Source organism: Acidovorax lacteus, from assembly GCF_039540375.1.
In the GTDB taxonomy this organism is placed as follows: Bacteria; Pseudomonadota; Gammaproteobacteria; order Burkholderiales; family Burkholderiaceae_C; genus Acidovorax_G; species Acidovorax_G lacteus.
Window position 1 is genome coordinate 1 of the sequence record NZ_BAABEX010000003.1, and the last position, 26,140, is coordinate 26,140.

General features: G+C 67.6%; 19 protein-coding genes. 1 reads left to right on the top strand and 18 read right to left on the bottom strand.

Annotated features, from left to right (window positions below; genetic code table 11):
* Positions 1–156: 156 nt before the first annotated feature.
* From ABD866_RS01365 to ABD866_RS01380, 4 genes are read right to left on the bottom strand one after another with little or no spacing between them, the layout of a single operon-like run.
* A complete protein-coding gene (locus ABD866_RS01365) occupies positions 157–951 on the bottom strand; it encodes a type II secretion system protein (RefSeq protein ID WP_345060476.1) in 795 nt (264 codons plus the stop codon).
* 22 nt (positions 952–973) lie between these two features.
* A complete protein-coding gene (locus ABD866_RS01370; protein ID WP_345060478.1) occupies positions 974–2,197 on the bottom strand; it encodes a type II secretion system protein in 1,224 nt (407 codons plus the stop codon).
* Positions 2,194–3,321, bottom strand: a complete 1,128-nt coding sequence (locus tag ABD866_RS01375) for a hypothetical protein (RefSeq protein WP_345060480.1) — start codon at positions 3,319–3,321, stop codon at positions 2,194–2,196. The genes ABD866_RS01370 and ABD866_RS01375 overlap by 4 nt, the downstream gene beginning before the upstream one ends.
* A complete protein-coding gene (locus tag ABD866_RS01380; protein WP_345060482.1) occupies positions 3,318–5,477 on the bottom strand; it encodes a hypothetical protein in 2,160 nt (719 codons plus the stop codon). Before ABD866_RS01380 ends, ABD866_RS01375 begins: the two co-directional genes overlap by 4 nt.
* Between ABD866_RS01380 and ABD866_RS01385 the strand changes: the two genes are divergently transcribed.
* Complete coding sequence (locus tag ABD866_RS01385; RefSeq protein ID WP_345060483.1) at positions 5,445–5,720, top strand: hypothetical protein; 276 nt, start codon at positions 5,445–5,447, stop codon at positions 5,718–5,720. The two genes, ABD866_RS01380 and ABD866_RS01385, sit on opposite strands and share 33 nt — an antisense overlap.
* 153 nt (positions 5,721–5,873) lie before the next feature.
* On the opposite strand, the gene ABD866_RS01390 is transcribed toward ABD866_RS01385, so the two are convergent.
* From ABD866_RS01390 to ABD866_RS01455, 14 genes are all read right to left on the bottom strand, one after another.
* The gene (locus ABD866_RS01390; RefSeq protein ID WP_345060485.1) at positions 5,874–7,139 is read right to left on the bottom strand and encodes a type II secretion system F family protein; all 1,266 of its coding nucleotides are present in this window, start codon (positions 7,137–7,139) and stop codon (positions 5,874–5,876) included.
* Between the two features lie 3 nt (positions 7,140–7,142).
* On the bottom strand, positions 7,143–8,852 hold the full coding sequence (locus tag ABD866_RS01395) for a GspE/PulE family protein (RefSeq protein ID WP_345060487.1): 1,710 nt from the start codon (positions 8,850–8,852) through the stop codon (positions 7,143–7,145).
* Complete coding sequence (locus tag ABD866_RS01400; protein ID WP_345060489.1) at positions 8,836–10,314, bottom strand: ExeA family protein; 1,479 nt, start codon at positions 10,312–10,314, stop codon at positions 8,836–8,838. Before ABD866_RS01400 ends, ABD866_RS01395 begins: the two co-directional genes overlap by 17 nt.
* Positions 10,311–10,913, bottom strand: coding sequence for a tetratricopeptide repeat protein (locus ABD866_RS01405; RefSeq protein ID WP_345060491.1), 603 nt, complete (start codon positions 10,911–10,913; stop codon positions 10,311–10,313). Before ABD866_RS01405 ends, ABD866_RS01400 begins: the two co-directional genes overlap by 4 nt.
* A gap of 353 nt (positions 10,914–11,266) precedes the next feature.
* Positions 11,267–13,117, bottom strand: coding sequence for a pilus (MSHA type) biogenesis protein MshL (gene mshL, locus ABD866_RS01410; protein WP_345060494.1), 1,851 nt, complete (start codon positions 13,115–13,117; stop codon positions 11,267–11,269).
* 39 nt (positions 13,118–13,156) lie between these two features.
* The gene (locus ABD866_RS01415) at positions 13,157–13,921 is read right to left on the bottom strand and encodes a type II secretion system protein (RefSeq protein WP_345060495.1); all 765 of its coding nucleotides are present in this window, start codon (positions 13,919–13,921) and stop codon (positions 13,157–13,159) included.
* The gene (locus ABD866_RS01420) at positions 13,918–14,508 is read right to left on the bottom strand and encodes a hypothetical protein (protein ID WP_345060497.1); all 591 of its coding nucleotides are present in this window, start codon (positions 14,506–14,508) and stop codon (positions 13,918–13,920) included. The genes ABD866_RS01415 and ABD866_RS01420 overlap by 4 nt, the downstream gene beginning before the upstream one ends.
* A complete protein-coding gene (locus ABD866_RS01425; protein WP_345060499.1) occupies positions 14,505–15,086 on the bottom strand; it encodes a hypothetical protein in 582 nt (193 codons plus the stop codon). The genes ABD866_RS01420 and ABD866_RS01425 overlap by 4 nt, the downstream gene beginning before the upstream one ends.
* The gene (locus ABD866_RS01430) at positions 15,083–16,396 is read right to left on the bottom strand and encodes a hypothetical protein (RefSeq protein ID WP_345060501.1); all 1,314 of its coding nucleotides are present in this window, start codon (positions 16,394–16,396) and stop codon (positions 15,083–15,085) included. Before ABD866_RS01430 ends, ABD866_RS01425 begins: the two co-directional genes overlap by 4 nt.
* Positions 16,393–16,878, bottom strand: a complete 486-nt coding sequence (locus ABD866_RS01435; protein WP_345060503.1) for a hypothetical protein — start codon at positions 16,876–16,878, stop codon at positions 16,393–16,395. The genes ABD866_RS01430 and ABD866_RS01435 overlap by 4 nt, the downstream gene beginning before the upstream one ends.
* A gap of 7 nt (positions 16,879–16,885) precedes the next feature.
* Entirely contained in the window at positions 16,886–17,815 is a 930-nt protein-coding gene (locus tag ABD866_RS01440; RefSeq protein WP_345060505.1) for a type II secretion system protein, read from the bottom strand.
* Between the two features lie 38 nt (positions 17,816–17,853).
* Positions 17,854–18,675, bottom strand: a complete 822-nt coding sequence (locus ABD866_RS01445; RefSeq protein WP_425549529.1) for a type II secretion system protein — start codon at positions 18,673–18,675, stop codon at positions 17,854–17,856.
* Positions 18,676–18,847: 172 nt separating this feature from the next.
* Positions 18,848–22,354, bottom strand: coding sequence for an AAA family ATPase (locus tag ABD866_RS01450; protein WP_345060509.1), 3,507 nt, complete (start codon positions 22,352–22,354; stop codon positions 18,848–18,850).
* Complete coding sequence (locus tag ABD866_RS01455; RefSeq protein ID WP_345060511.1) at positions 22,344–25,688, bottom strand: AAA family ATPase; 3,345 nt, start codon at positions 25,686–25,688, stop codon at positions 22,344–22,346. The genes ABD866_RS01450 and ABD866_RS01455 overlap by 11 nt, the downstream gene beginning before the upstream one ends.
* Positions 25,689–26,140 lie beyond the last annotated feature (452 nt).

The window sequence follows — 26,140 nt, forward strand, 5'->3', positions numbered from 1 at the left end:
CGGATTCGCCGATCTGCTCGTAGCTTTTCTTGTTGATCATGATGGCCTCATTCTGGAAGGTGTTGCACTTCAGATTTGAGGGCGCCAAGCACGAGCAGCCTTTTTGATGTTTAGCCCCGCTTGGCCGCCCTGGACCAGCCTTGCCCGCACAAGGGCTCAACGGGCCATGAGCACGTAGGCGGTCATCACCGTGACCTGGTCTTCGTCACGGCGCGTTTCGGTGTTGCTGGCGTCGCCGAAGGCCACGGTGTCCTGCGACGGCCAGTCGCGCGAGGCGGTGATGGCCGTGCTGTTGGCCAGGCCTTCTTCGCGCACACGGCCAAAGCGGGCGTCGGCCTGGGTGTCGATCTGGGCGTCGATCATGCGCGCGAGCGAGGGCGTGAGGCCACTGAGCACCATGACGTTGCGCGGCAGCGAGACGTAGGTGCCCACGGTGGCGCCGGGTTCGGCCCACATCACGTTGCGAAAGCAGACGCGCACCTCCTGCGGGTTGCCGTTGCTATCCAGATAGACGTAGCGGTTGTTCTGCCCTTCGGCACGGCCCTGCGGCAGGCGGATGCCTGCGGCCAGCATCACGTTGAGCAGGCTGTCGGCGGCGGCCGGGTTGGTCGTGTTGTCGCACAGCGCAGTGCCTGCGGTGGTGGCGTTGGCCCGGCTCGCATTGACGGCCCCCGTGGGAGCGGTGGCGCTGTCGCCCGGGGCGCGGCCGGTGACGTTCCAGTACACGTCGTAGCCCATGAGCCAGCCTTGCACGAATTCGTTGCTCAGCCGCTGGTACACGGCGTTGCGCTGCACGTCGCGCCCCACAGCCACGGCCCCGAGGATGAGACCGATGACCACGAGCACCACCGCCAACTCCATCAGCGTGAAGCCGCGCTGGCGCGACCGGCGCTGGCGCGAAACGGAGTGGCGGGATGCCGTGAATGGCGCGGAACAGAGGGTGTCGGGCATGGGCATGCGAAGAATGGCGTCGTCAGAAGCCGTCAAGGTCGGCCTGGCGGAAGTTGTCGCCCACCGAGGTGTCGAGCGAATTGCCCAGCGTGACCAGGGGGGCGACGTTGTTGTAGCGTTCGTCGGCCTCGACCTTGAACGCTATGGCTGTGGCCAGTACACCGGCGGCGGTGACGGTAGCCGCGGTATTGGCGATGACGGCCGCCACTCCCGCGGCGATGATGCCGCTGGCAGCCCCGGTGCTGAGCAAGGCTACAGATGTATGGTCCAACGTGGTTGCAATTGCGTTGGAGAGACCTGCACCGGACATCAGCACCTTGGCGGTGGCGGCCGCCACGCCCGCACCGGCCGCGTCGGCCAGCAGCTTGAGCTGGCGGCGGTAGTCGTTGATGCCCTGGCGCATCATCGCGGCGCTCAGGGCGGCGTTGGCGTGGGTGTGGCCGATGGCGCTCAGGCCCTGCGGGCAGCCCAGTTCGCTCATCAGGTCTTCAAAGGTGCCGGCCACCACGGTGTCGTCGTAGGCCTCGCTGGCAGCGCGCGTTGGCAACTCGAAAGCCGGGCTGGCGTTGCTGGCGGAGGTGTTGGCACCGTCCAGGCGCTGGCCGTCGCCGTCGGCGTCGAGCAGGCCGCCCGAGGCCAGCACATAGGCCACATGCCGACGGCTGGCCGCCTCGCCGGTGCGCCAGACGCTGAGCTGGGTGGTATCCACGGTACGGCCGGGGCGTGATGCCAGGTCCAGCGAGCGGCAGATGTCCAGCAGGTTGTTGCGCCCGAGCAGAATTTCGTCCGCCGCAAGGGGTGCGCCTTGGGCCACCAGCGGCGGGAAACGGTCCATGTCGCGTGTCAGGTCCACATCCAGGCGGTGGTCGCCCGCATTGGCGAGGCGGTACACGCCATAGCGCATGCCCCGCACGGCCGGGTTGAACACGCCCACCGTCTTCCAGGGGAAGCCGCCCACCTGCGTGCCTGCGGGGCACACGCCGCCCGTGCCGTCTTCCACGCCGTCGCCGTCTGCGTCGGGGCATGGCAGGCGGTAGCGCGCCTGGGCAAAGACCATCAGCGCGGCTCGCGCGTCCAGAGAGGCATCGCGCGCCGCCTGGGCCACGGTGTGGCGCGTGCTGTAGGCCCAGTAGGCGACGGCTGCCGACACCAGCAGCCCGAGGATGGCCAGGGCGACGCCCATTTCCACCAATGAATATCCGCGCTGGCTTTGGGGTCTGACCGCGCGCAACAGAAATTGCTTCATGGCCGAAGCCCTTTCTGGTCGGCAGCTACGGCCTGGGTGTAGGACACAAGATAGCGCGATCCCGCCGCGGTGAGCTCCTGCTCAGCCGCAAGCCGTTGGGCTTCAGCTTTTTGCTCCGCGATGATGGCGGTGGCAAGGCTATACCCCGCAGCGCCCGCCGCACCCACTGCCACCGCGATGGGCACCACCAGTTTGCCCGTTGCCACCAATGATGAACCCGAGCCTGCGCCTGCAGCCGCAGTGATGGCAGCGCCGGTGATCTGTCCAGCCACCGCGTTGGCAATGTCCACAACTGCAAAGGCTAGATTGGCTGCAGCGAACTTGACATTGGTCTCTCGCACCCGATGGGCATACACCCGGAACTGCCAGAACTCGTCGGTAAGGCGATACATGTCATAGCTCGCATAGGCCGCCCGTACCCTTCCCTGGGCTTCTGCGAGCCGTTGCACACATCCCAGACGGGCTGCCAACTCTGCACCTGATTGCGCCGTCACACTGTCGTCGTAAAGCGGCGTCACAGACTGCGGCTTGCCCGGAACATCGAAACCGCTGGCATTGGCTCCATCGAACTGCCCATTGCCCCCCGGATGCGCAACGGCCCACGCGAAGGGAGCCCCATCGATCAATGCCCCCCCCGCAGATGCCACCTGGCCGCGCAGTGTTTGGCACAGATCCAGACCATTGACCAGGGTGATCGGTGAATAGCCCGCCGCGCTGTAGCCTGAAGGCGCAGGCGGAAGGTTGGGCACATAGCTCGCACTGGGCTGCAGCAGACTGGAGGCCCCTACACCGTACTGCAACACTGCAGTCTCCGAACCCAAGCCCAGGTCACGCCAAGGCAAGCGTCCACGCGTCGCCCCTGCAGCGCAGTCCTCGCGCCCTTGCAAGTCGCTGGCCGGGCAAGGCAGACGGAACTGCCGCTGTGCAAAGCCCAGCATCGCGCTCTCGACATCGGTCATGACCCGCTGCTGTCGGGATTCATCCTGCAGGGCCTGCTGACGTGGCAGTACCCCCCACAGCAATAAGCCCACCACGGCCGTGGCCGCCAGGCCTATGCCCACTTCCAGCAGGCTGAAGCCTCGCTGGCCAATGTGCGGCACTGGGCGGTGGTGTACTCGCTTCATCGAATGCCTCCCTTGGCGTCGGCACGCCGAAGGATGTCGGCAGCCCCACTCCAGACCGGTATGCCACCCGCGTTGGTACCCGACAGGGCCTGCACGGTTGACAGCGCATCGGCTTCGTCCTGCTGAGCCTTGTTCAACGTGGCCTGTGCTTCCTGTACTTCGCGATTGGCCACCGCCCAGTCATAGCGCGTGCTCACGATTTCGTTCAGCAGAATGTCGTACTCCTTCCAGAAGCACAGATACAGAGACCCCAAGAGAATGGGTGCACAGGGCGCCGTTGCCGCGGGCGGCTCCCGCGTCTGCAACTGGCGGGTCACGATCCTGTCATTGGCGATCGCGTCATAAGTGCGCTGGGTGCAGACCCGTGTCACCTTGTCGGGCTGCCCGTTCGATCCAGGTTCCACCCTGTTTTCACAGACCGTGTAAGGCATGGCCGAGAGCAGCGCGCTCAGTTCAGACTTGCGAGCATCCAGGGCAGTTTGCGCCGCATTGCGCTGCCCGAGCGCGATGTCACGCAGGTTGCGAGCCGTCGCCACATCCAGCCCCAGGCTGTCCAGTTGCTGTTGCAAGGTCGTCAGCAATGTAGCGGCCTGCGCACGTTGCTGCTGCAACATGCTCCGGTTAACGCACCACTGACGCTGCGGATCGTTCGGCGGCAAGGGATCGCAAACGGTGCTGCCCAACTGACCGTTGAGCGTGGCAATCTGAGCGTCGTAACCATCAATCTGACCCTGCAATTCAGTGATGCGATTGATCAGGTCCGTGCGACGTTGTGCAGTGTCGGTGTTTCCGCTTTGGCCCTGGCGCTGGTCCAGGTAGGCAATCGCTTGATCGAGTGCCGCAACGCGTGCAGTGTCACCAGCCGCCAATGCCGTTGCCCGCTGCTGCTGCAGATCGGCCCGCACCTTGGCGAGTTCCTCGATGGCGCGGTCCGGAAGGGGCGCGTTTGAGGTAGGCTGGTTGCTGGGGTAGTTCGGATCATTGCCCAGCGCACGCTGGTAACGATCCTCTGCATCTCGATAGGCCAGTTCACGTGCCGAGAGCGTGTCGATCGCCGCCACGATGGCATTGACTTGTGGCTGGTAGGTGGCCAAGGTCAGTGGCGGAGCGCAGTTGGTGTCGCCTTGCGCAGGATCGCAGCGGTTCATGGCCGTGACCTGCGCAGCAAAGCTACTCACCTTGCCTTCGAAATTCGCGATTGCCGCGTTGTACCGCGGCGTTTTTTCGGTATCCCTTGCCCGAATTGCCTTGGCAAGGTTCGACTCTGCGTCCTGGCGCCGCTGCACCGCGTCGTTATAGGAAGTTTGAGCCTCGGCTCGCGCCTTGTCGAGGTCGATCTCCCCGCCAATCTCGGCCCCGGCCTGCACCGCCACCGCGATGGACAGGCTCATCGCAACGATCGAGGACGCAAGCGACGCGGCCATGAGTGCGATGGTGGCCGTGTAGGCGGCAATGGCGGCCACGGCAGCGGCCACCGCAGCTGCGTACACCGGAATCAATCCGCAGCTGACCAGGAACACACAGCCCGCGATGGCACCTGACAAGGCAGCAGCAGCGGCAGCCAGATGACTGATGGAATTGGCGAGGCCGCTGGCAGCCAACGCCATCTTGATGCCGGCCACCACCACCGACACACCATTGATGGTCGACGAAATGATCGCCGAGTTGCGGGTGGACTCCTTTTGCTCGTTGACCTCATCCACCCATTCGGTGGCAAAGCCCATGAGGCGGGAGGACGCGAGCAGACGCTCGCATTCGAGCGCCGTGGCCATGCCCGCATAGGTTTGCACCCACACGCGGTCGTCGTACACACCCGGCGTCCAGCCGCGCTGCGGGGGCTCGACCGCCACCACCGAGGTGGCCACGCGGTTCAGACCCTCGAAGCCCTCGCCCGTCCCGCTGAAATCACCGCGCCCCGGGTGCACCAGCGCATAAGCCAGCGCACGCCCGTCGGTCTGCGCCTGGCCGCCCGACAGGGCCACGCTGCGCGCATTCTCGATGCCCTGGCAGATGTCGGTCGTGGCAATCTGGTTGAGCGGGCGCACACCCGAATACTGGCCTGTGGCCGTATCAAAGGCTGGCGGGTTGTGCCGCACCGGATCGGCCAGCCCCAGGTCCTGCGCTTGGCGTTGCACCAGGTACAGCAGGCGCGGCATGGCGCCCTGGTCGGTGCCCGTGCCATCCAGGCCCAGCGTGGTCAGCGGCAGCCACCCTTTCTGGCCGGCTGTGGCGCTGCAGCCGGTGCCGGTCGCCAGCGCATCTTCGCGGCCGTCGCCATCGACGTCCGGGCACGGCAGGCGGTTGCGCTGGGCCACAAACGTGATCACTGCGCGGTCGGCACGGCGCAGGTTCTGCTCGGCCGCCTCAGCCTGCTGCGACTGCTGCAGCGTACGGAGTGACACGAGGCCACCCAGCACCATGCCACCGAGGAGCAGCGTGAGCAGGACCACCTCCAGCAGGCCCAGGCCCTGCTGGCGTGCGGGCGCTGAGCCGCGGTGGCGGCGATGCCCGAGCGGGCGTTTTGGCAGGCGAAGCAGGGATGTGTGCATGGTTCACCCCAGGCTTTGGGCCACGGTCTGCCGCACCAGGTCGTAAATCGGCAGCAGCAGCGCCACGATCAGGAAGATGAACATCCCGCCGGCGATCAGGATGATCACGGGCTTGAAGATCTCGGCCAGCGAACGCACGAGCACATCGAGCCGCTTGCGGTATTCGTTGGCGAGGTGCTGCAACTGCTCGTCCAGGCTGCCGGCCTCCTCGCCCACAGCCACCATGCGCACGGCCATGGCGGGGAATCCGCCCACGCGCCGCATCGACTGCGCCACCGATTCGCCGCGCCCCACGGCCGCAGCCACCTGCTCCAGCCGTACGCGGTAGTAACGGTCTTTGGTGGCCCGCGACAGGGTGTGCAGCGAGGCCATCAAATCCAGCCCGGCGCGCACGAGGATGGCCAAGTGCTCGGTGATGTGGGCCATGCCCGAGCAGGTGAGCAGGTTGCGGATGATGGGCACCCGGTGCATGACCGAGTACGTGACCAACTGCACCCGTTCGGACTGGCGAAAGGCGACCACAGCCACGATGACCAGCAGCACCACTGCCAGCGTGAGCCAGGGCAGGTGCGTGGTCACAAGATCGGCAAAGTCCACCAGCGCTACCGTGATCGGCGGCAGCTTGGCCTGCAACTGCTTGAAAAGCCGCGCCATATTGGGCACGACGTAGTAGATCCAGAAGAACGCGACGCCAAGAATGGTGGCGAACACAAAGGCCGGATAGATCAGCGCGGTGCGGATATCGCGGCGGATGTGGATCATGCGCTCCACATGTTCGGCGGCCTCGCGCAGCATGCGGTCCATCGTTCCAGACTGCTCACCGATCGCCACCAGGTTGCGCACAGTTTCCGGAAACACATCCGGGTGGCGGTTGAAGGATTCGGTCAGGCCCACGCCGCCATTGAGGTCGTCGCGGACATGCCGCGCCAGCTGAGCAACCGCGCGCTGGTTGCCCTGTTCGCCTTCGTCGATCAGCGTGCGCAAGGCTTCCATGGCAGGCACGCCTGCGCCCATCATCAGACCGAGGTCGCGCAGAAACCCGACCAGGTCTTCATCGCGCAGCCGGTTGCGAAACAGCCGTGCCAACCAGTCCACCACAAACGCCAGCCAGTTGGGCAGGCGCCACAGGGTGATGACGGTGCCGTCCGTCTGGGCTTCCAGTCGCAGCCGGACCGATAGCTCCCGCTCCACCGCCAGCCGCAGCAGGCCGCGCTGCATGGCCCCGTGGGGCAGCAGCACACGATAGAAGTAACTGTGTACCGCGGCCATGCGTCAGCCCGTTGCGCCCACGGTGCGCAAGATCTCGTCCACGGTGGTCTGCCCGGCCAGCACCCGGCGGCGTGCCTGGCGATGGATGGGTTTGAGCCCGGCCGCCATCGCATGGGTGCGCAGTGTGGCGCGGTCGGCGTCGACCGCGATGGCGTCTGCCATGTCGCGGCCCACCTCCAGCAGTTCGTACACCGGCAGGCGCCCGAGGTAGCCTGTGTGCCGGCAGGCAGGGCAGCCAGCGCCGTGCGACAGCGTTTCCGGTACGGGGGTATCGAGCGGCCCGACGGACTCAAGCCACTCGCGCTCGGCCGGTGTCACGGGATGCTCGGTCGCGCAATGCGGACAAATACGCCGCACCAGGCGCTGGTTGACCACAGCCAGCAGGTTTTCGGCCAGGGTTTCGGTGTCCACCTCCAACAGCTTGAGGCGAGGCACGACCCCAAAGATGCCACCGACGTGCAGGGTGGACAGCACGAGGTGGCCGGTCGAAGCGGCGTCCACGGCCGCACGTGCGGTCTCGCCATCGCGGATTTCACCCACCAGGATCACGTCTGGGTCGTGGCGCAGGAAATGGCGCATCGCATTGGCAAAGTCGTAGCCCGCACGGCGGTTCACCTCGGTCTGGCAGGCCACTGGCACGCGGTACTCCACCGGGTCTTCCACCGTGACCACGTTGCGCTCAATCAAAGGCTGCATGCGCAAGGCCGCATGCAGCGTCGTGCTCTTGCCAGAGCCAGTAGGTCCCGTCATCAGGATCAGGCCGTGCGGCCGCGCGAACACCTTGCGCAGCGTTGCCACGTCCTCTTCCCAGAATCCCAGGTCTTCGAGCTTGTCCAGGCTGGCGCGCTCGGGCAACAGGCGCAGCACCATGCGCTCGCCAAACTCGGAGATCAGCGTGGACACCCGCACCGTGTAAGGCTGCTCCAGCACCCTGGCGGTAAAGCTGCCGTCCTGCGGCAGGCGCTGCTCGCTGGCCTCCATGTCGGCCTGCAACTTCACGTACACGATCAGCCGGTCGAGGGCGGGCGAGAGCGCAAACATGGGCCGCAGAACACCGTCCACCCGCAGCAGCACCGAGCGGCTGTGCGCGGTAGGCGCCAGGTGCACGTCGGTGGCGCGTTCCTTCACCGCAAGGTGCAGGATGTGATCCAGCAGCCGCGCCGGACTGTACGCGCGGTCCACATCGGCCTCGAGCTTGCGCACCTCGGTTTCGATGAGCTTGGCAGGCGGGTTATCGGCAAAGTAGTAGAACTGATGAATAGCCTGCGCAACGCGATCAAACTCGCCTTGCAGGAAGTCACATTCGCGGCCCAGCTTGCGGCGCACCTGGTCGGCGACCGCCTCGGTACTGGCATCGCCCAGCAGTACCTGCACGCGCCCGGCATGCTCGCCGAGCGGCAAAAAGCCGTGCGACAGGCACAGCGCACGGTTGAACACCCCGGCAACAGCCGGATCTGGCTCTGGCATCGACGCGGGGTCTACAAATGGAATGCCGCGCTGTGCTGCCAGTTGCCGGGCCACTTCCTTGGCACTTGCAAATCCCAGATCGATCAGCAGATGCCCGAGCGGCTGGCGCTCGATCTTCTGCTTTTGCAGCACATAGTCGATGGCCACAGGCGCGACCACACCCGCCTGAACCAGGCGGTCTCCAAGGCTTGAGCTTCCAAGGCCCGCACCGGCCAGGGCGGCCGCCGGATCATCGTGCAGCCGCATGGGCCACCTCCAACAGGTAAAGAGTCCACTCGTCGAGTTGCCCGGTGGGCGCAAGGCCGTGCTGCTGCTGGAACCGCGCAAGGGCCTGCCGCGTCATGGGACCCAACAGGCCATCGGCGGGCAGTTCACTCCAGCCCTTGGCCCGCAGTTGCAGTTGGGCCGCCTTGACGATGCGCTCGGCGGCCTCGATCTGCGCCGAACGCCCAAGATCGGCCCACGCCACCTGGGCCGATCCTGCTTCATCGAAGATGCAGAGGCCGGCCCCCGGTTGCACCTGCCCGCGAAGCGCCTCCGGAAGAGCGCGCACTTGTACGGCCGCGGCTGGAATGCTGTGGCGCTCGCTGAGCGCCTGCACGCAGGACTGCCGCGCCGAGGGCTCGGCGACCACTGCCGCACCAACCAAGGCAGCGGACGCCGCCTCGGATGCAGGGGCTTGTACCAACGGTGCGGTGACAGTGGCCTGGCCAGGACCCTGCGGCACTGATACCGTGGCCGCGGCAGTCTGCGGCCGGCTCTGGGCGTCCTGCTGCCACCAGTGCCAGGCACCCCACGCGGCCATGCTGGCCAGCCCCAGGCCGGCGCCCAAAGCGGCCGCCCGCCAAGGCTGGAAGCGCCGTACAGAGGCTGCGGCAACACCTTCAGGCACTGGCCCCAGTTCGGGCACGTCGGCAATTGCCTTGCGCATGATGGATTCGTCCACCGTGCGGCTGTGGGCACTGACCAGACCATAAAGGCAACGATCCAGGACCAGATGCAACTGCCGCAGATTGCCCGCGCTGCGCTCGTGCAACAGACGCGCAGCACCCGGAGCCAGCGTGAGCCGCCCACTGCTGCCCGCCGCATTCACCCGGAAATCGAAGTACCGGCCCAGTTCATCCAGCGTCAGCCCCTTGAGCCGCGTGTGCTTGATGATGCGACTCTTGAGCTGCCGCAGTCCGGGCTGGGCCAGCGTGGTTTCCAGTTCGGGCTGTCCAACCAGAAGGATCTGGAGCAGTTTCTCCTGCGCAGTTTCCAGGTTGCACAGAAGGCGCACCAGTTCGAGGCTGGACGGCGTGAGGTTTTGCGCGTCGTCGATCACGAGCAGGCAGGTCACGCCATCGCGGTGGCGCTGCAGCAGGAACTGGTTGAGAGCATCCAGCCCCTCTCCCAGGCCCTGGCCCGCCGGGAGCCCGAAGTCCCGCAGGATCGCGTCCTGTAGCGCCTGGTCTTGCAAGAAGGTGTTGAGCACCAGCGCGCTGTGCACCTGCTGCTGCTCAAGCCCAGCCAGCAAGCGCCGCACCAGCGTGCTCTTGCCCAGACCGACCTCCCCTGTCACCAGCACGAAGCCTTTGCGGCTCAGGATGCAGTGCTGCAACTCCGCGATTTCGGCCTCCAGGTCCGGCGTATAGAAGTACGACTCGGCGTCTGGCGTCGGCGGAAACGGGTTGCGGGTCAGGCCCAGGGCTGCAAGCACGTTGTTCACGGACGCACCTCCGGCGTGAAGCGACGCAGCGCATCACGCAAACGAGGAGCATCCGGGCGAATCTGCACCGCCTGCAGCAAGACCTGCCGCGCGGCCTCACCCTGGCCCTGGCGCGACAGGACGCTGGCCAGATTGATGGCGGCTTCTTCATCGCCCGGCAGGCGCTCCAGCAATTGCTGGTAACCCTGGCGTGCCGAATCCAGCTCGCCACGCTGCAGATCAAACCAGGCCTGCGCACGCAGCAGCCCTGCAGCCTGCGGTGGAAGGCGCTTGCGGAGCGCATCAAGCTGCTGCTGTGCGCCGCTCCAATCCTGTGCGTTCATCGCCACCATGAACTCGGCAAAGCGCTGCTCAACGGGCTTGTCGTCCACCGCCTCAGGCGCGGGCGCGGGCGTCGCTGGCGCAGACGCGACGGCCTTGCGCGGGGCGCGCGCGACCGGGTTGGCAGCACCTGCTGGCGGCCGAGGGCGCTCTGTCGCAGCGGGTGAGGCGGGGGCCACGGAAGGTGCCGCTGGCGCAGCCGCCACCGGCGTCACACCGGCCGCCATCGACGGGGTAGCGTGCGCCACACCGGGCGGTGCAGCTGTCGCTGTGGGCATGGCAGCGGTCACGGCCACTGGCGGCGTCGATGCCGACGCAGCAACAGCCGGTGCGGTTGCGGGCCTTGCTGCTGGTGACGGTGCCGGAGCAAGCGGCGCGGCTGCAGGCCCCACCGCCGCGGGCGGCACGGCCAGGCTCGTCGGCGCCTTGGAAGCAGCGCCTGGGCCCAACAGCATCCAGCCCCCCACACCGGCTGCCACCACCACACCGAAGGCGGCCACGCCACCCAGCCAGTCGGAGTAAGAGCGTCCCCCGGCGCGCGGCTCTGGTGCCCTCATAGCAGGCGGGACCGATCCAACAGGCGACTTTTGCGCCCCTGTGTCCATGTCGCGCAATGCGTCGTGGATCAGGCTCATAGGACGTGCACCCGCATCACGATGACCAGTTCACGGCTGGTGTGGGTCTTGCGCTCGTTGCCGAACAGCTTGCCCAGAATCGGCACATCCGAAACCCCGGGGGCACCCCGGTCCACGCCGGAGTGGCGCTGGTCGATCAGGCCACCAACCACCACCACATCGCCATCGGCCACATTCAGGGTAGTGGTCAGGCCCTTGAAGCTCACCTGAGGCAGCGTCACCACATTGCCCCCACCGACCTGCACCAGTTGCAGGCTTGCAGGGTCTACATCGCTCTGCATCGGGTTGATCAGAACCTCCACCCGGCCGTCTTCGCGCACCAACGGCAGAACACCCACCATCACACCCGAGAAGACGGTGTCGGTCTGAACGTTCGAGGCCGTCGTCGTTGCACCGCCACCGGGTGCCGTCTGCGTCGTGGACGACTGCGAGATGTAGCGCGCGCTATTGCCCACCGACAGCAAGGCCGGTGTGCCATTACGCACCTGCACATTGGGATTCGACAGGATCTTCAGATTGCCGAACGAGCGCAGGGCGTTGATGATGATGCCGTAGTTGCTGCCCTGGTACGACAGCCCCGCCGCCGGCCCCGACAGGCTGCCGATCAGGCGTGACGGGATGGTGAGGGTCCGCCCGCCGAAATCACCACCCGCGCCGTTGGGCATGGTGGTCGTACCGCCCCCGAGCTGCATGGGGGTGGCACCAAACCCCGCCGCCAGACGGCTGCGCAGGTGCTGCCAGTCCACGCCAAACTCGAAGTTGTCGCTCAACTGCACATCGATCAGCTGGGCCTCCACGTACACCTGGCGCGTCAGCATGGACTGCACCTGCTCGATGAGCTTCTCCACCGCGCGCATCTTCGAAGGCCGTGCCTTCACGTAGAGCGTACCGGTCATCTTGTTGAGCGAGAAGCCGCCCTCTTCGCTCAAGGTGTTGGCAGGGACAGCCAGTGCGCCGGGCGCGACACCCGGCGTTCCCCCTGGAGGCACCACACCAACGCTGCCAGCCGCACCCGGGACCTGCACGCCAGCGGGCATCGCCCCGGCTGTAAGACCAGTGGGCACGGCCTGCACCACGCCTGCACCCGAGCCCTGCGGACGGATGGCATCGCCCAACAGGTTCTTGAGAGCCGCTTCCAGCTCCTGGTAGGGGTCTGAAGAAAAGCCTCCGCCGCCCGCCAGCGTCAGCGTGCCCTGTTGCGCGCTGTTGCTGCTGTTCGAGCCAGTGCTGCCGAACACGTTGCCCCCCGAGCCGAGTTGCAGGCTGTTGCGGGTGTTCAGAAAGCTGACCTTGAAGAACTTTTCCTCGGTGAGATTGACGCGCAGCGTATTGCCGTTGATCTCGCCGACCACGTCGTACGTACGCAGCACTTCGTGCAAGCCCTCGCGCAGCGTGACATTGCGCAGGAACATGTCGGCCAGCTGTCCGCCCTTGAGCACATGCGGATCCACGATGAGGTTCAGCTTGCCCGCATCGGCAAAGGCCTGCAGCACCGTGCTGATGCTGGCTTTGGACATGGCCACATTGATGAGCTTGCCTTCCAGGGGATCAAAGCGCGGTGCGACCGGCGCGATCACAGGCTGCTCCGCCTTGCGATTGATTTCTTCCCGCAGCTTTTGCTGGTGCTCCAGCAGCCGCTGGGCCTCCTGGCGCATTTGCTCGCGCAGGCGGTCTGCAGCCACCGTGTCCGGCGGCGTCAGGGCCTCTGCGCTGCGCGGCGGATTGCTGGCGCAACCAGCGAGACCGCCAGCCAGACACACGGCCACCGCCAACGCACAACGGCGCAGGACACCCGGATTGCGGCCACCTGCCGCGCGGGGGTGAGCTTCAGAGTCGCCAAGCATCATGGAGTTTTCCTTCACAGTCATTTCCTTGCCCCGGGGGGATCACCACGCCCGGGCTTGCAACCAGCCCGCCAGGGCTCCAAAACCTTCGGCCAGCACCACGTCGTCCTGCGTGTGGCGCATGGCAGCACCCGGGGCCTCGCTGCACAAACCCTGCAGCGTGTGTCCCCCGTCAAAGCGGCTTGCGTCGCCGTCGCGATCCTTAAGTGGCACCAGCACCCGGAACGCCACGTTGTCCCGGGGCAGGCCCACACAGTCGATGGCGCCGGCCTGCCCGCCGTTGCCCGTCAGGTGCGGCTGGGTCGTGATCACGCCACCGGCCTGTGCCGCAGCAAGCGCAGCCGCGTTGTTGAGCCCGCGCACAAGATCAAACACATCCTGATAAGCAAGCGATCCGGGCGCATCGCCCGTGCGCTCACGCTGCACGGCCAGGTCAGCGTCCTGCCCTGGGGAGGCGACGTTGGCCAAACGGAACACGGCATAGGCCGCACGCAGTTCCTCGGCCGGCAAATCAAGGCCCAGTGCCCGGTAGGGCAACCAGCCGGTCATGGCGGCTGCGCAGCTGCCAGCGGCGTCCCCTTCCCAGCCCTGACCTGTGAGGTCTGGGCACGGCAGGCGGCGGTTGTGCAGGGCAAATGTGCGCAGGCGGTCGCGCCAGGCCTCGGCCTGCTGCAGCGCCCGGTCACGGTCCTGCCGCGCCTGCCCACCTTCCAGCACCGAGAGGCCGCTCCATGCGAGCAGACCCACGATGGCCAACACCATCGCCAACTCCAGCACCGACCAGCCGCGCTGCGCCTGAAGGATCACGGTTTGCCTCCTGGCATGGCAGAGGCTGCCGCCATGAGCCCTTTGACATCCATGGTCGCCTGCACCTGCCGCATCTCGGCCACCAGGGCCTGCAGCTTCTGCACGTTCTCCGGCGTCGGGTCGGCTGCCAGCGGCTTCATCTGCTCGCTCAGCTGCTGGATGCGCGCAGCCGCCTGCAGGTTCTTGCGGATCAACTGCAGATCCACTCCGCCCATCTGACTGCCGCCGTTGTAGCGCTCGAGCTTTTCGAACACGGCATCCAGTTCCTGCGGTTGCGGCGTGCGTCCGCCTGCGCTCAGGGTCTGCAGCTCCGCTTGGATATCTTCAAGCTTGGGACGCGAAGGGTCTGTGGCGGCGCCGGGCACACGCTGCGCCGGTGCCGACGCAAGGCCCGCTGGAGCGCGAGGCGAGAGGCCTGCCGTACCATCAGCAGGCCCACTTGGCATCGGCATGCCCACCGGTGCGTTGACAGCCGCGACGCTGGAGGGTGGCGTATCGGCTACGGTTGTGCTGCCAGACCACCACACGGCGGCCAATGCCAGCACCAGCAGGCCGAATGCGCCGCCCCACAACACGGAACGGTTCATCGCACCGCCTCCGGTTTGGCTGCTGCCGGACCCTGGCGATAGGCCTGTGTGGCCACGCTCGCCGGAGTGCCGTCGGGCCAGCGCAAGGTTCCCACGCCCAGCCGATCCACCGACATGTCGAGGCGCTGTCGGCCCTGTGCCTCGGAAATCAGCGCCTGATAAGGTTGCACGCGGACCAGCCGTCCGCCTTCGCTGAGACGGCTTCCGGGCTGTACCACCCGCTCGTCCACCGAGACGATATGCCGGTCATCCGCCAGCGATTCAAGATACAGCGACAGCGACCGGCGCGGCATCTGCACACTGCCCGCAACCTCGGTGCCCGGCGCGGGAAGCGCCAAGGCAGGGGCTGGGCCCTGACCCTTGAGCACCTCGCCAGACTGCAGGCGCGCTATGGCTTGCAAGCCGGCTGCCAGACGCTCCTGATTGGCCAGCGCCGCCGGGGTCAGTGGCCGCAACTCCAGCGCATCCCGCGGAGGCGGCGGCAGTCGGCGTGCATCCGCCTGCAATGCCCCCCAGCCCACGGCCGCGAGCACGGCCGCCGAGACACCACAAAGGGCCAGTGCGTAATAGCGGATCATGTACGCCCCTCCGACTTCACCACGGCCTGCTGCCGTGTGACTTCATACGCCCACGCCCCCGGCACCGTGTCGGTAGGATCAATCGCGCGCAGGCGCCAGCCGCCTTGTTCCATGGCCAGCACCCAGCGCATCACGGCCGCCGAATCGGCCAGCGCAGCTTGCCCCTCCACGCGAAACGCTTTGCCCTGTCCGTTGGCCAGCGGTTCTAATCGCAGGCGCTGCACACGGACTTCCGGCGATGTGAGTCTTTGCAAATCCGACAAAAGACGCATTGGATCCAGCAGCCGACCTTCGTCCAGCTTGCGTGCGAACTCGGCCGTTTCGACCAGCACCGGAGAGGGCTCTGTCTGCCCAAGCTGGGCCAGGCGCTGCTCCACCTGAACCGTCTCCTGGGACCAGCGCAGGCTCTGCGCCCGCAGCTCCTGGGTCTGCAACTGCGCGTACCAGGCCGCGCCCATCAGGGTTGCAGCCACCAGGGCGACCACCACCGTCAGCCGTCCCACCCACGATTCGGCCTGCCAGGCCAGCTTGGCAAGGCCCGGATTGAGCACGTGCTTGCGGGTGGCCGACAAAGCCAGGGCGGGCATGGACGACTGCCATGCCGCCTGGGCGGTCTGTGCGGCCTGGTAGACATCGACATGGTCTGCACGGGCGGCCACACCACTCGCCTGCGCCAGCGCCTGTGTGAGCGCATCCGCAGCCACCGCGTGCTCCAGACCGAGCACCCCAACCTGTACACGCTCGACACCAGAACCCAGACCTGCCCATTGAGAGGCAAGCAGGCGTGCTGCACCCAGATAGGCGTCGTCACCCGACGAACGCGCGACCACACGGGCCGTGAAGTACGCCAGACCCGAGGGCGCCTGAACCAGGGCAGACCAGCCACGTACCCCTACCAGCGCCCGTGCACCGTTGGATGGCAGTCCATCGGCCAGGAGCGCCGCTGCGTGCAGCAGCACGCAGTGGTCTTGCTGTGCAGCCGCCCAGGTGCTGGCCTGCTGCCAGACGTCCAGCGGCATCGCCGAGAAGAACGCCTGAAACCCGCCAGGAAATGCCTGCACCTTGTGCAACACGATATGCGCGGAGCCATCAACCAGCCCCTCGGTACGCACCCGCTTCTCGATGAGGGCCGCGGCATATTCTGGTTTGCCCTCGAAGCGCCACACGTCGGTGTGACTTTGCTCCAGGTCCAGCACCACCACGGCCGGCCGGTCCAGACGCGACCATGGGCTGAGCTCGAACCACGGTTGACCAGGCGGCAATGCGCGCCAGCCTTCATCCGTGACATGCAGAACCAGGGCCTGTTTCATGGCTGTACGCTGTTGAGTTGAAAGTACTGGGTGGCCGCAATGCCGAGCGACAGCCCCTCGTCCCCCGGCTGGGGGGTGTGGAACAGACCGGCGCCAGCGGTCACCGTAGAAAGCTCGAAGGAATCGGCCACCAGCACACTGGCAGCCCCCTTGGGGGCCAGTGCGTCGATCACACGGGCCACGTCGACACGCGAGCCCTGGCTCAGCGCACGCCGCACGCGGCGCTCACCCCAGCGGTTGCGGTCAAAGCCCTGATCTGCAACCTGCGCAGACAGTGCCTGCACCTGCCGGGCCATGTCTTCGCGGCGCTTGAGCTCGGGCAACAGGGCCTGGGCCGATTGCCACCGCTGCTGGGCCTGCGCAGCCCGCACCTGTTCGGCGCGCCAGGTTTGCCATTGGCCGTGCATCAGCCATGCAGAGGCCGCCAGCAAGGCCGTGGCACCGGCCAGTGCCGCCAGTTGAACGAATCGAGCGCCGTTCATGGGCAGATCACTGTTCCATGGTCCAGTGGGCCGTCAGCAGGATCACGCGGTCTTCGTCGTAGCGGCGGCCGTTGGCCGTGCCCGCATCAGAACCCGCCGTGTTGGTGATCGTGCCGCGGTTGTCACCGCCCACCATGCTGCTGTTGCCACCCGCAATGTTCACGCCTTGCGTGTTGTTGGCCTCCCACTGCGTGCCCGGGGCGTTGGCCTCGGTCGCACCCTGGTGCGCGCCACGGCCCTGGATGCGGAAGCGCCCTTCGCGGGAGTCCGGCTTGCCGTCGATCACCTGGTCCAGGAAGCGTGCCAGGTCGGGCGTCAGGCCACGGATGACCATCACGTTGCCTGCGCCACTGGCCGTGCCCGACGTGTTCCACTGGAAGCACACCTGCAGTTCCGTGGCGTTGCCGTTGGAGTCGATGTAGAGGAACCGGTCCTCATGGCCTTCGCCACGGCCCGGCGGCATGCGCACACCGGCACGCGTCATCAGATCGCGCAGATCCTGCTGCGACAGCAGTTCCGGATCGCCCAGACCCACCGTGTTGCGCGCATAGCCCTGACCGTGGCAAATGCGGCGTCCGGTATTGGTGAAGTTCTCCGGAATGCCGGCCACGCCGGACGCACCGGCACGCGTGCAGGCCGGCTGGCTGTTGAGTTCGGTCTCAACGCCATTGACCATGTAGGTCGGTGCCTGCTGGCAATCGCCGACCACCACGCCGGTGCGCTGGTAGTACTGGTCGTAAGCCATCTTCCACTGGTAGGCAAACTTGTTGGCCACCTTCTGGTATTCGGCGTTCCGCTGTACGTCTTTGGCGATGGCAACGGCACCGATGATCAAGCCGATCACGGCCAGCACGATGGCCAGTTCCACCAGGGTGAAGCCGCCCTGGGCGGCAGCCCGCCGCAGGCTGCGACGCAGGCGCATGGAGGGATGTGTCATGGAAGCAGATCCTTTCGGGTTTGCAGCGGTACGCCGCATCACTGGTTCATCTTGAGCACGCCGGCCACGGTGAAGACCTGGTCTTCATCGAGCGTGCGGCCATTGGTGGCAGCGGTGGTGGTGGCAGCGCCGATCTGGTAGGTGTTGTTGGCGGTCCACTCGATGCCAGGCTGGTTGGCTTGGCCTGCGGCCTGGGTCACGCCGAACTGGCGGAAGCGGCCTTCGCGGGCATCGGGCTTGCCATCGACCATCTGGTCGATCGAGCGGGCCAGGTCGGGCGTGAGTCCCGTGATCACCATCACGTTGCCCGCACCCGAAGCCGTGCCCGGGGGCTGCCACAGGAAGCAGACCTGGATTTCCTGGGGGTTGCCGTTGCTGTCGAGGTACACGTAGCGGTCTTCAGACCCTTCGGCACGGCCGGGGGGCATGCGCACACCCACCCGCAGGAACTGGTCGCGCAGCGTGGTCTCTGTCGTCCCGGGCAAGGCCAGGGAGCCGCCACCCAAGGCCGCTGCGGCCGGGCCTGCATCGCGGCACACCGCACCCGGCGACGTGACGCCCGTCATGTTCCCACCCGAGGTCGGGGTCCCCGTGGCGGCTGTGTAGTTGGCACCGTTGACCATGAGCCGCGGTGCCGTCTGCGAATCCCCCAGCACCACGCCCGCGCGCTGGTAGTACTGGTTGTACGCCTGTTCCCACTGGTCGATGAACTTGTTCTTGATCTTGGTGTACTCGGCGTTGCGCTGCACATCCTTGCCGATGGCCACGGCGCCGATGATCAGGCCAATGACCGCGAGGGCGATGGCCAGCTCGACGAGTGTGAAACCCGCCTGACGGCGGGCATGGAAACGCTGGCGCATGCCTTGGGCGGCCTGCTGCCGGAAACGGGGTTGTGAAAGCATCGGGTGTCCTCGCGCAATGGTGTTGACGCAGGCGCAGACCCTGTCTGCACCGCTGTCACCACTCTAGGCAGGCACCGTTTGCAAAACGTTTGCAGTCCGCTGCAACGGGCGATGTAACCGTTTGCAAACGTTACAGGGCGTTTGCACCGTGGCGTTTCAACCACCCTCGCCAGCCCAGCCGACGGGCATGCGACAGCGCCAATTGGCGCGAAGACTCGGCGCGGGCCGCCTGACCCGCCGTGTCCAGAATCTGCGCCTGCAGCCACAGGGTGTCGGCCCAGAGGATCGAGCCGCCCTCAGCCCTCTGCCGGTCCAGCGCCGCCTCCACCAGGGGCAGCGCCCGCACGGCGTCTCCGGACGCCACCATCGCACGGGCCGCCAGCCACCAGGCCAGCGGCGCAGCCGAGGGGTAGTTGTCCAGCACCCTCCCGTAGGGTTGCGCTAACCCATCGGCTGTGATGTCCCGGCCATCTTCGGCCGCCTGCAAGGCCTCGTAGCACGCGGCAAACGCCAGCCAGAACTCAAACCCCTCGGACTCCGCCCGGGTGCGCGCCTGTTCGATGTGCCCCCGGCGCCGCTCCGGCGTTTCAAGCAGCTCGCTGAGCAAAATGCTGAACACGTCGAGGATCACGCGGTCTTGCACGCTTGCATCCGGCTCTGCAGTCAGCGATTGCGCAAGGTCGATGGACTGGCGCGCCTGCGCATACTCACCCAGCAGGGCCTGCGCCCAGGCCCACTGCAAACAACAGAAGACCAAGGGATCGGACGGGAAGTAGCGCTGGCGCTGCACCCGGGGCAGCTGGACGCCAGCGTCCAGCACCTGTGCAAACCAGGGTGCCGCCTGCGCCAGATCACCAAGCCAGAAGTGTGCGTTGGCCATCGCCCAGTGGGCCGTCATGCGCGCTGCCGGGGCATCGGCCAGGGCCAGCATCTGCTGCCCTGCCAACAGCGCAGTGCGATGGCTGCGCCCGCTTTCCCGCAGGTACTGCAGGGCGGTGACTTCGTAGCCCAGCTCCGGATCCAGATCGGCCGAACGCTGCCGCAACTGGTGGGCCAGTTCGTCGGCAATGCGGTGCGCGCGCGGGTTCGCATAGCCGTGGCGGGCCAACAGTGCGCGGATATGCACGATGCGCGCCTCCACGCCCCGCTGCCCCTCGGGATATCCCAATTCGCGCAGGGCCTCGGACAGCGCTACGGTCGCATCCAGATCGTTGCAGGCTGAAGCCTGCTGCAAGGCCTGCAGCAGGGCCGTGCGGGCCAACGTCTGCTGCCCCGCCTGTTGCCACAGATCGGCAGCGCGCGCGTGGTCGCCCTGCGCCGCCAGATACTCAGCGCAGCGGCCGCTGTCGAGCATGCGCTGCTCAGGGCTGCAAGAGGCCAGCAGGTGCTCCCGGATGGCGGGGTGAAAGAACGCCAAGTAGCCCGGGTCCCGCGGAAGCAGCAGCCCCTGTCGCGTGGCCTCACGTACCGCCGCCAGTGCCACGTCTTCGCCCAGCAGCAGCACGAGGTCGCGCACTGCGAACCGCATGCCCAACCGCGCTGCCAGGCGAAGCGCCGGACGGTGGCGGTGCAACTGGTTGATCCAGGCCTCGCAATGCTCGGCCACACCGGGTGCGCCACCGCCGTGCTGTGCCTCGGGGGCAGACATCAGGAACAGGGGCACCCCCCGGGCCAGCGCCACACGCTGGCGCCGCTGCTCGGGTGTCCAGCGGTGGGCGTTCTGGAGGGACGCAAGCAACGCCTGGGCGTCCGCATCGGCCAACGGCCCCAGCCGCAGCACGGACGGAGGACTCTCCTGGCACAGGGGTTCGATGGCACTTTCACAGCCTTCCTCGCAGCGCTCCAGCACCAGGCAGATCAGCGCAGGACGACAGGCCAGCACGCGCCGCAGCAGTTGCAGGCTGGCCTGATCCAGCCATTGCACATCGTCCACCACCACCAGACTGGGCGCCGGTGTCGTGCGGTCATCCTGCGCAGACCACCAGCGGGCCAGCCCACTGGCCAGCGCATCCAGCTCAACCTGGGCCACGGTGCCGTCGTGCACAAAACGCTGCAGCGCCTGGCCTTGCAGTTCGGTCAGGGCCACCCCCCAATCGGCGAGCGCCGTGCGCAGGCCCGCCGCTACGCCCGGAGCGCGCAAATGCCGCAGCAGGGTCTGGTGCAGTGCACGCCAGGCGATGGTGCGCAACTCGGGCTGCGCCGCAATCCACCAAAGCTGACCACCCTGCTGTGCCACACGGCGGGCCAGTTCGGCCGCAAGACGTGTCTTGCCGTAGCCCAGCGGTGCCAGCAGCCGGGCCTCGACAGGCGCTGCCCGCACGCCGCAGCCGCGATACAGCGCCCACAGCTCGGCCAGGCTGTCGTCACGTCCGACAAAGGTGGGCGCTGCAGGGCCGGTGCCCACCGGCAGCAGGCTGGCGTCCAGGGACACCAGCGGCACGCTGCAGACCTCGACCGCTTCGGTCAGGTCGCGAAAATGCACGACGTGTTGTTCCAGGCCGTCGCAATCGCCCAGCAGATCGGTCCAGGAAGCCGGGCACGCCAGCGTGTCTGGCTCGGCCCACAGGGCCAGCGACTCCAGTAGACGCAGGCGCCATCCCGCCACATGGACCGCGTCGTTCTGGCGCTGTACGGCGCTTCGCCCTTCGACCGCGGCCATGCGCACCGACAGGCCATGTTCTACAAAACACTCAAACGCCTGGTGCATGGACTCCAGCGTGCGCCAGCGTTGCCCGGCGTGCATGCTGCCCAGGCCCAGCACCAGTGTCATGCCCCACTCGCCCGAGTCGATCACCATGGCCCCCAGCGCCGCCACACGGGCGGTGACCTGAGCACACGCTGCAAACCAGCCAGATCGCCCGCCACCGGCGGATGCCGCGCCATCGTCCACTGCAGACCACAGCGGCGCGGGCTCGCTCTGGTCCAAGTCCCAGACCGGCTCGATGCGCCAGAGCACCAGGTGGTGCACGCCAGACTGGATGTCTGTCGGGGTCGGTGCGACCACAGGCTGGGACGCAGGGGCTGGCAGCGTCGGCAGATCGGCCTCGCGCTGCAGGGCTGCCGCACCCTGGGCCAGGCGCTCGCGCAGGCTCTGCAACATGCCCACCAGTTCGCCATCGACATCGACGGGCAGGGTGTCCCCCCAGTGCTGCGCCTCTCGCGCCGCCAGCAGTTCCTTCCAGCCGGCCGGCGGGGCGGCGCCTGCGAGGGGCGCTCCGCGCAGCGCATCGATCTCTGTGACCAGGGATACATCGGCCAGCAGTTGCAGGCTGTCCCGCTGCACCGACCACAGCGCGGGCAGTTCGGCAGCCTTCCACACCGCCTGCAGATCGGCCAGCAGCACCCGCAGATTGGCCCTGGCCTGCGCCACGCTGGCCTGCGGCCACAGCCAGGCGGCCAGCCGGGAGCGGTCGAGCGGACGCCCCCGATGGGTGGCCGCGAGCAGCCAGAGCCAGCCCGTCTTGCGATAGCGCCATGACAGGGACCGCGGCATCAGCGTGCCAGGATTCCAGGCCTGCACCGGCTCGGCAACACTCACCCAGAAAACGCCGCCAGGGTGCGCCAGCGCCTCAGGCACCGCAGGGTCTGCCGCACCGGTCTGTACGGGCTGCGATCGCCCGCCCCGCTCAGTCGTCATGCCCCCCCCGGACGACCGCCACACCGTGCCAGCGCTGGAGCCATCCTTTCAGCCCCGCAGATTGCGCCACGGCCCAGGCCTCAGCCCAGGCCTCGGCGGCCTCCTCGTGCTGCCCCAGTGCGGTGTGGCACTGCGCGCGGATGCGGTGTATGTCCATCAGGCAGTGGCGGTGCTCCTGTCTCGGCATGTCCGCAATCCAGGCCGCGCACAGGTCCAAGGCGGCCTGTGCTTGCCCCGACAAGCGCAGGATGTCGGCCACCATCCACTGGCCTGTGGGCACGCCCGCGGCGTAGCCCACTTGCAGCCCGTGCAGACGCGGTGCAAGTGCCTCCAGATCAGGACGCTGGCCCAGGTGGGCCTGGGCGACGGCCCACTGCAAGGCCGCGATGGCCGCCCATAGATCGAAAGACTCCTGCTCCGCCACAGCCTGCGACTGACTGGCGTGGCGCGCCATCGCGTCAAAATCCCCCTCGGTGTAGCTGCGGAAAGCGGCCATGCAGTGATACACGCAGCGGTCCTGCGTCTGCGGCAACGCACGCAGCTGCTCTTCGGCCTGGCGGGTGTCGCGTGCAAGGGCCTCGGCGTCGTCGCCGCGCAGCGATCGCAGCCAAAGCCACTGCGCGCGCGCAAAATTCAGCGGGTCGGTCACAAACAGGGCACTGCGCTCGGCCAGCGTGGTCTGGGACTCCAGCGACAGGGCCGTTTCGAGCCATTGCAGGGCCTCACCGGGGTTGCCGTGCCACAGCCGCGTGTTGCCCTGCGCCCAGGCGGCCACCAAGCGTTGGGCGGGCGTCCGGGCCCGAAGCCACAAGTCGGCGGCCTGGGCCAGTCCGTCCACCGATCCGTTTGAACTGCAGCCCATGTACTGCAGAAAACGCACACCGAAGTCCAGCTCCGGATCGGCGGCCGCAGCGTCTGACGCACCGGCGTGGCTCAGCAGGTCATCGGCCAATTGCTGCACGCCGGGGTCGCCGTATCCCTTGACCAGCAGACGGGCCTGGGCGTGGGCCAGGCGCAGGGCAACGGCACGCGACGGATCGGCATCACCGCCGTAACCGCAGGCGCGCAGAGACTCGAAGTGCGTGAGCGCCGCCTGGTGGTCGTCCTGTTCGACGGCCTGCAGCGCCGCCTGGGCCCAGCAGGTGGTCGCACGCGCAGCGTCGTCTGCACGTTGCCACAAGGCTGCAGCGAGTGCCCATTCGCGCTGGTGCTCGCGCAGCAGCGCCACGCGCGCCGCCTGCTGCTGCAGCCGCGCAGCCGTCTGCACGTCGAGCAGAAACTCCCGGATGGTCGGATGGAAAAACGCCATCCACTCGGTGCCACGCGGCACCAGCAGTTCCATCCCCACGGCGGTCTCCAGCACAGCCGATACCGCCTCGTCGCCGACCAGGGCGCTCAGGTCGTCCACCCGCCACACCAGCCCCAGCAGCGCGGCGGTTTCCAGCACTTCGCGGCCTGCCCCCAGGGCGTTGCAGCGGGCCTGGCAGTACTCGGCAAAGTGGGGCGCGGGGCCGTCGGCCTCCGCGCACAGCAGGTACAAGGGCCGCCCACGGGCCGCCTGCAATTGGACGCGGGCGGCGGGCGGCAGGTCGGCCAGAGGCTCCCCGTGTGCGGCCTGCCACAGCGCGAGAGCGTCGGCATCCCTCAGCGGGGGCAGGTCGATCGAAGTGGTGTGCAGCCGGGGCAGGTCTGCAGGCGCCGGCGGCAGCGCCGCATCGGAGGCCACCCGCTGCGTCAGCAACCAAAGCGTCTGACGCCGCTCGGACATCAGCCAGGCGAGCACCTGCCACGACGGCTCATCGATCCACTGCACGTCGTCAAGCACCCACAGCAATGGGCCGTCGGCCACCAGCGCGGCCACGGCCTGGCGCAGCGCATGGCGCTCGGTCTGTCCCACGCTACCCGTCAGACAAAAGCCCTGCAGCAGTGCCAGCGGCCCCGGAGCCAGCGCATGTGGCCGAGCCCCCAGACGCTGGACCACCCAGGCCCGCAGAGCGGCCCACGGTTGCTCACGGGCCTCTGGCCGACCCTCGATCCAGGCTGCGCCACCGTGGGCGGCGGTCTGGTCGCGCCAAAGCTCCACCGCCAGGCGCGTTTTTCCCATGCCTGAAGGTCCACGCAGCCAGACCACTCGGCTCTCGCCACTGCTGGCCGCACGCAAGGCCGTGCGGAGCACCGCCAGCGTGTCGTCGCGCCCGACCAGCGCGCGGTGCGCCTGGCCCAGCACCACGGGCATCACGTCCTGAAGCTGCGCCAGCGGCGTGCGGTAGAGCCGGAAACGCCGCTGGAACCCCCGGAAGCTGCGCTCACCCAGCGCGTCGAAATGCAGGAACTCCGCCTGATCGGCGCAACTCTGGTCGCAGACCAGTTCGCCCGGTTCGGCCACTTGGGCCAGACGGTCCACCAGCCGCAAGCGCCAGCCAGCCACCGGGCCCGGGCCATCGACCAGCACCGGGCCGAAACACAGGCCGACGCGCGCTGGCAGGCCCGCAGCCTGGGCGACGGCATGCAGGCCACCGGCCAACTGCAGCGCGGCCGATCGGTACGAGGGCGACAGGCTGTCCAACCCCACGACAAAGCTGCTGGCCAGGCTGTCGGTGGCCAGCGTGCGCGCCCCGAAACGGGCCAGCAATGCCTCGACCCGCTCCTGCACTTCGGCGCTCGGGTACGCCCCCTCGCCGATGTCAGCGCTACTGGTACGCGGGTCGATGCGCTGCCAGTGCACGCGCAGCAGCGCCACCAGGCGCAGGCTGGGCGTGTTCTGCTGGGCAGCCGCGCGGTCCTGGCCCAGCCACCAGGCGCGGAAGTCCTCCGACACGCTGTCACCGGGGCCCGCATCGGCAGCGCCCCCTTCGGTGCTGGGCGCGGGTGGCATGTCCGCCGGCAAATGCACGCGCACACGGTCGGCATGGTCCCAGCGCACCCAGTCGCGCTCCACGCGCAGGGCCTGCGCCTGACCCAGTTGGCGCAGCACCTGCTGCACATCGGCCAACAGCACGCGCAGGTTGCGCCGCCCATCGCTGCCGTCCTGCCCGGGCCAGAACCACTCGGCCAGCGACTCGCGGTAAATCAGCCGCCCTGGGTTGCTGGCGGCGTAGCCCAGCAACCACACGCCTTTGCGGTAGCGCAAGGCCGCACGGGCTGTGGGTTGACCCGGTGCCGTCCAGAGCAGCGCCTGCCCTTCAAAGCCCAGCGTATGGACCACGACAGGCCGCGTGACGGCCGCTGCGCTGCGTCCCCCCGCATCGCCCGCGGGCAGCGGGCCTGGGGTGCTGGCGGCACCCGCGGGGCCAGGGGCGGTCGGGTGTTCCCAACGGCGAAGGGTCTGCTGCATGGTGGAGACGGAAGCGGTGAAACAAGAGGCAATCCGGCGATGGTCCCCCAAGAACGCCGCACTGCCAAGCAGAAAATTAGACACCAATCCCCGGCCTCCTTGGCGCTCGACCTTCGCGCCAGCTGCCCGCGCCGCACCTGCCAGTCAAGTCCACGGCAATTGCTACAAAAATGATAGCTGCTCGTGCTTATGAAGAAAGCACAAAAGGCTGATTTCGTCCACCTTTGACGACGCACCAAGCGGCCACGCACCACCACAGTGCAAAGGGCGACAGCCGGGCAGGCGTCCCCTGCCCCGCGCCTGCCCGGGGATCCCGCGGCCGGCGCAAGGCCCCGCACAGCCCGGCGTGGGTGCAAAGCGGCACGCCATCACCGCCCTGTCACAAAGCGCTGATGCAATCCGGGCACAGCCCGGCGTGCCCGCCCACGAGGCGGCGATACGCGCGGGCTGCA

Excerpts from the sequence above, each read along its gene's own strand:
- ABD866_RS01365 (WP_345060476.1), bottom strand. The coding sequence starts at position 951 with ATGCCCGACACCCTCTGTTCCGCGCCATTCACGGCATCCCGCCACTCC.
- ABD866_RS01370 (WP_345060478.1), bottom strand. The coding sequence starts at position 2,197 with ATGAAGCAATTTCTGTTGCGCGCGGTCAGACCCCAAAGCCAGCGCGGA.
- ABD866_RS01375 (WP_345060480.1), bottom strand. The coding sequence starts at position 3,321 with ATGAAGCGAGTACACCACCGCCCAGTGCCGCACATTGGCCAGCGAGGC.
- ABD866_RS01380 (WP_345060482.1), bottom strand. The coding sequence starts at position 5,477 with ATGCCGCGCCTGCTGTACCTGGTGCAACGCCAAGCGCAGGACCTGGGG.
- ABD866_RS01390 (WP_345060485.1), bottom strand. The coding sequence starts at position 7,139 with ATGGCCGCGGTACACAGTTACTTCTATCGTGTGCTGCTGCCCCACGGG.
- ABD866_RS01395 (WP_345060487.1), bottom strand. The coding sequence starts at position 8,852 with ATGCGGCTGCACGATGATCCGGCGGCCGCCCTGGCCGGTGCGGGCCTT.
- ABD866_RS01405 (WP_345060491.1), bottom strand. The coding sequence starts at position 10,913 with ATGCCCACAGCGACAGCTGCACCGCCCGGTGTGGCGCACGCTACCCCG.
- mshL (WP_345060494.1), bottom strand. The coding sequence starts at position 13,117 with ATGATGCTTGGCGACTCTGAAGCTCACCCCCGCGCGGCAGGTGGCCGC.
- ABD866_RS01420 (WP_345060497.1), bottom strand. The coding sequence starts at position 14,508 with ATGAACCGTTCCGTGTTGTGGGGCGGCGCATTCGGCCTGCTGGTGCTG.
- ABD866_RS01425 (WP_345060499.1), bottom strand. The coding sequence starts at position 15,086 with ATGATCCGCTATTACGCACTGGCCCTTTGTGGTGTCTCGGCGGCCGTG.
- ABD866_RS01430 (WP_345060501.1), bottom strand. The coding sequence starts at position 16,396 with ATGAAACAGGCCCTGGTTCTGCATGTCACGGATGAAGGCTGGCGCGCA.
- ABD866_RS01435 (WP_345060503.1), bottom strand. The coding sequence starts at position 16,878 with ATGAACGGCGCTCGATTCGTTCAACTGGCGGCACTGGCCGGTGCCACG.
- ABD866_RS01440 (WP_345060505.1), bottom strand. The coding sequence starts at position 17,815 with ATGACACATCCCTCCATGCGCCTGCGTCGCAGCCTGCGGCGGGCTGCC.
- ABD866_RS01445 (WP_425549529.1), bottom strand. The coding sequence starts at position 18,675 with ATGCGCCAGCGTTTCCATGCCCGCCGTCAGGCGGGTTTCACACTCGTC.
- ABD866_RS01450 (WP_345060509.1), bottom strand. The coding sequence starts at position 22,354 with ATGACGACTGAGCGGGGCGGGCGATCGCAGCCCGTACAGACCGGTGCG.
- ABD866_RS01455 (WP_345060511.1), bottom strand. The coding sequence starts at position 25,688 with ATGCAGCAGACCCTTCGCCGTTGGGAACACCCGACCGCCCCTGGCCCC.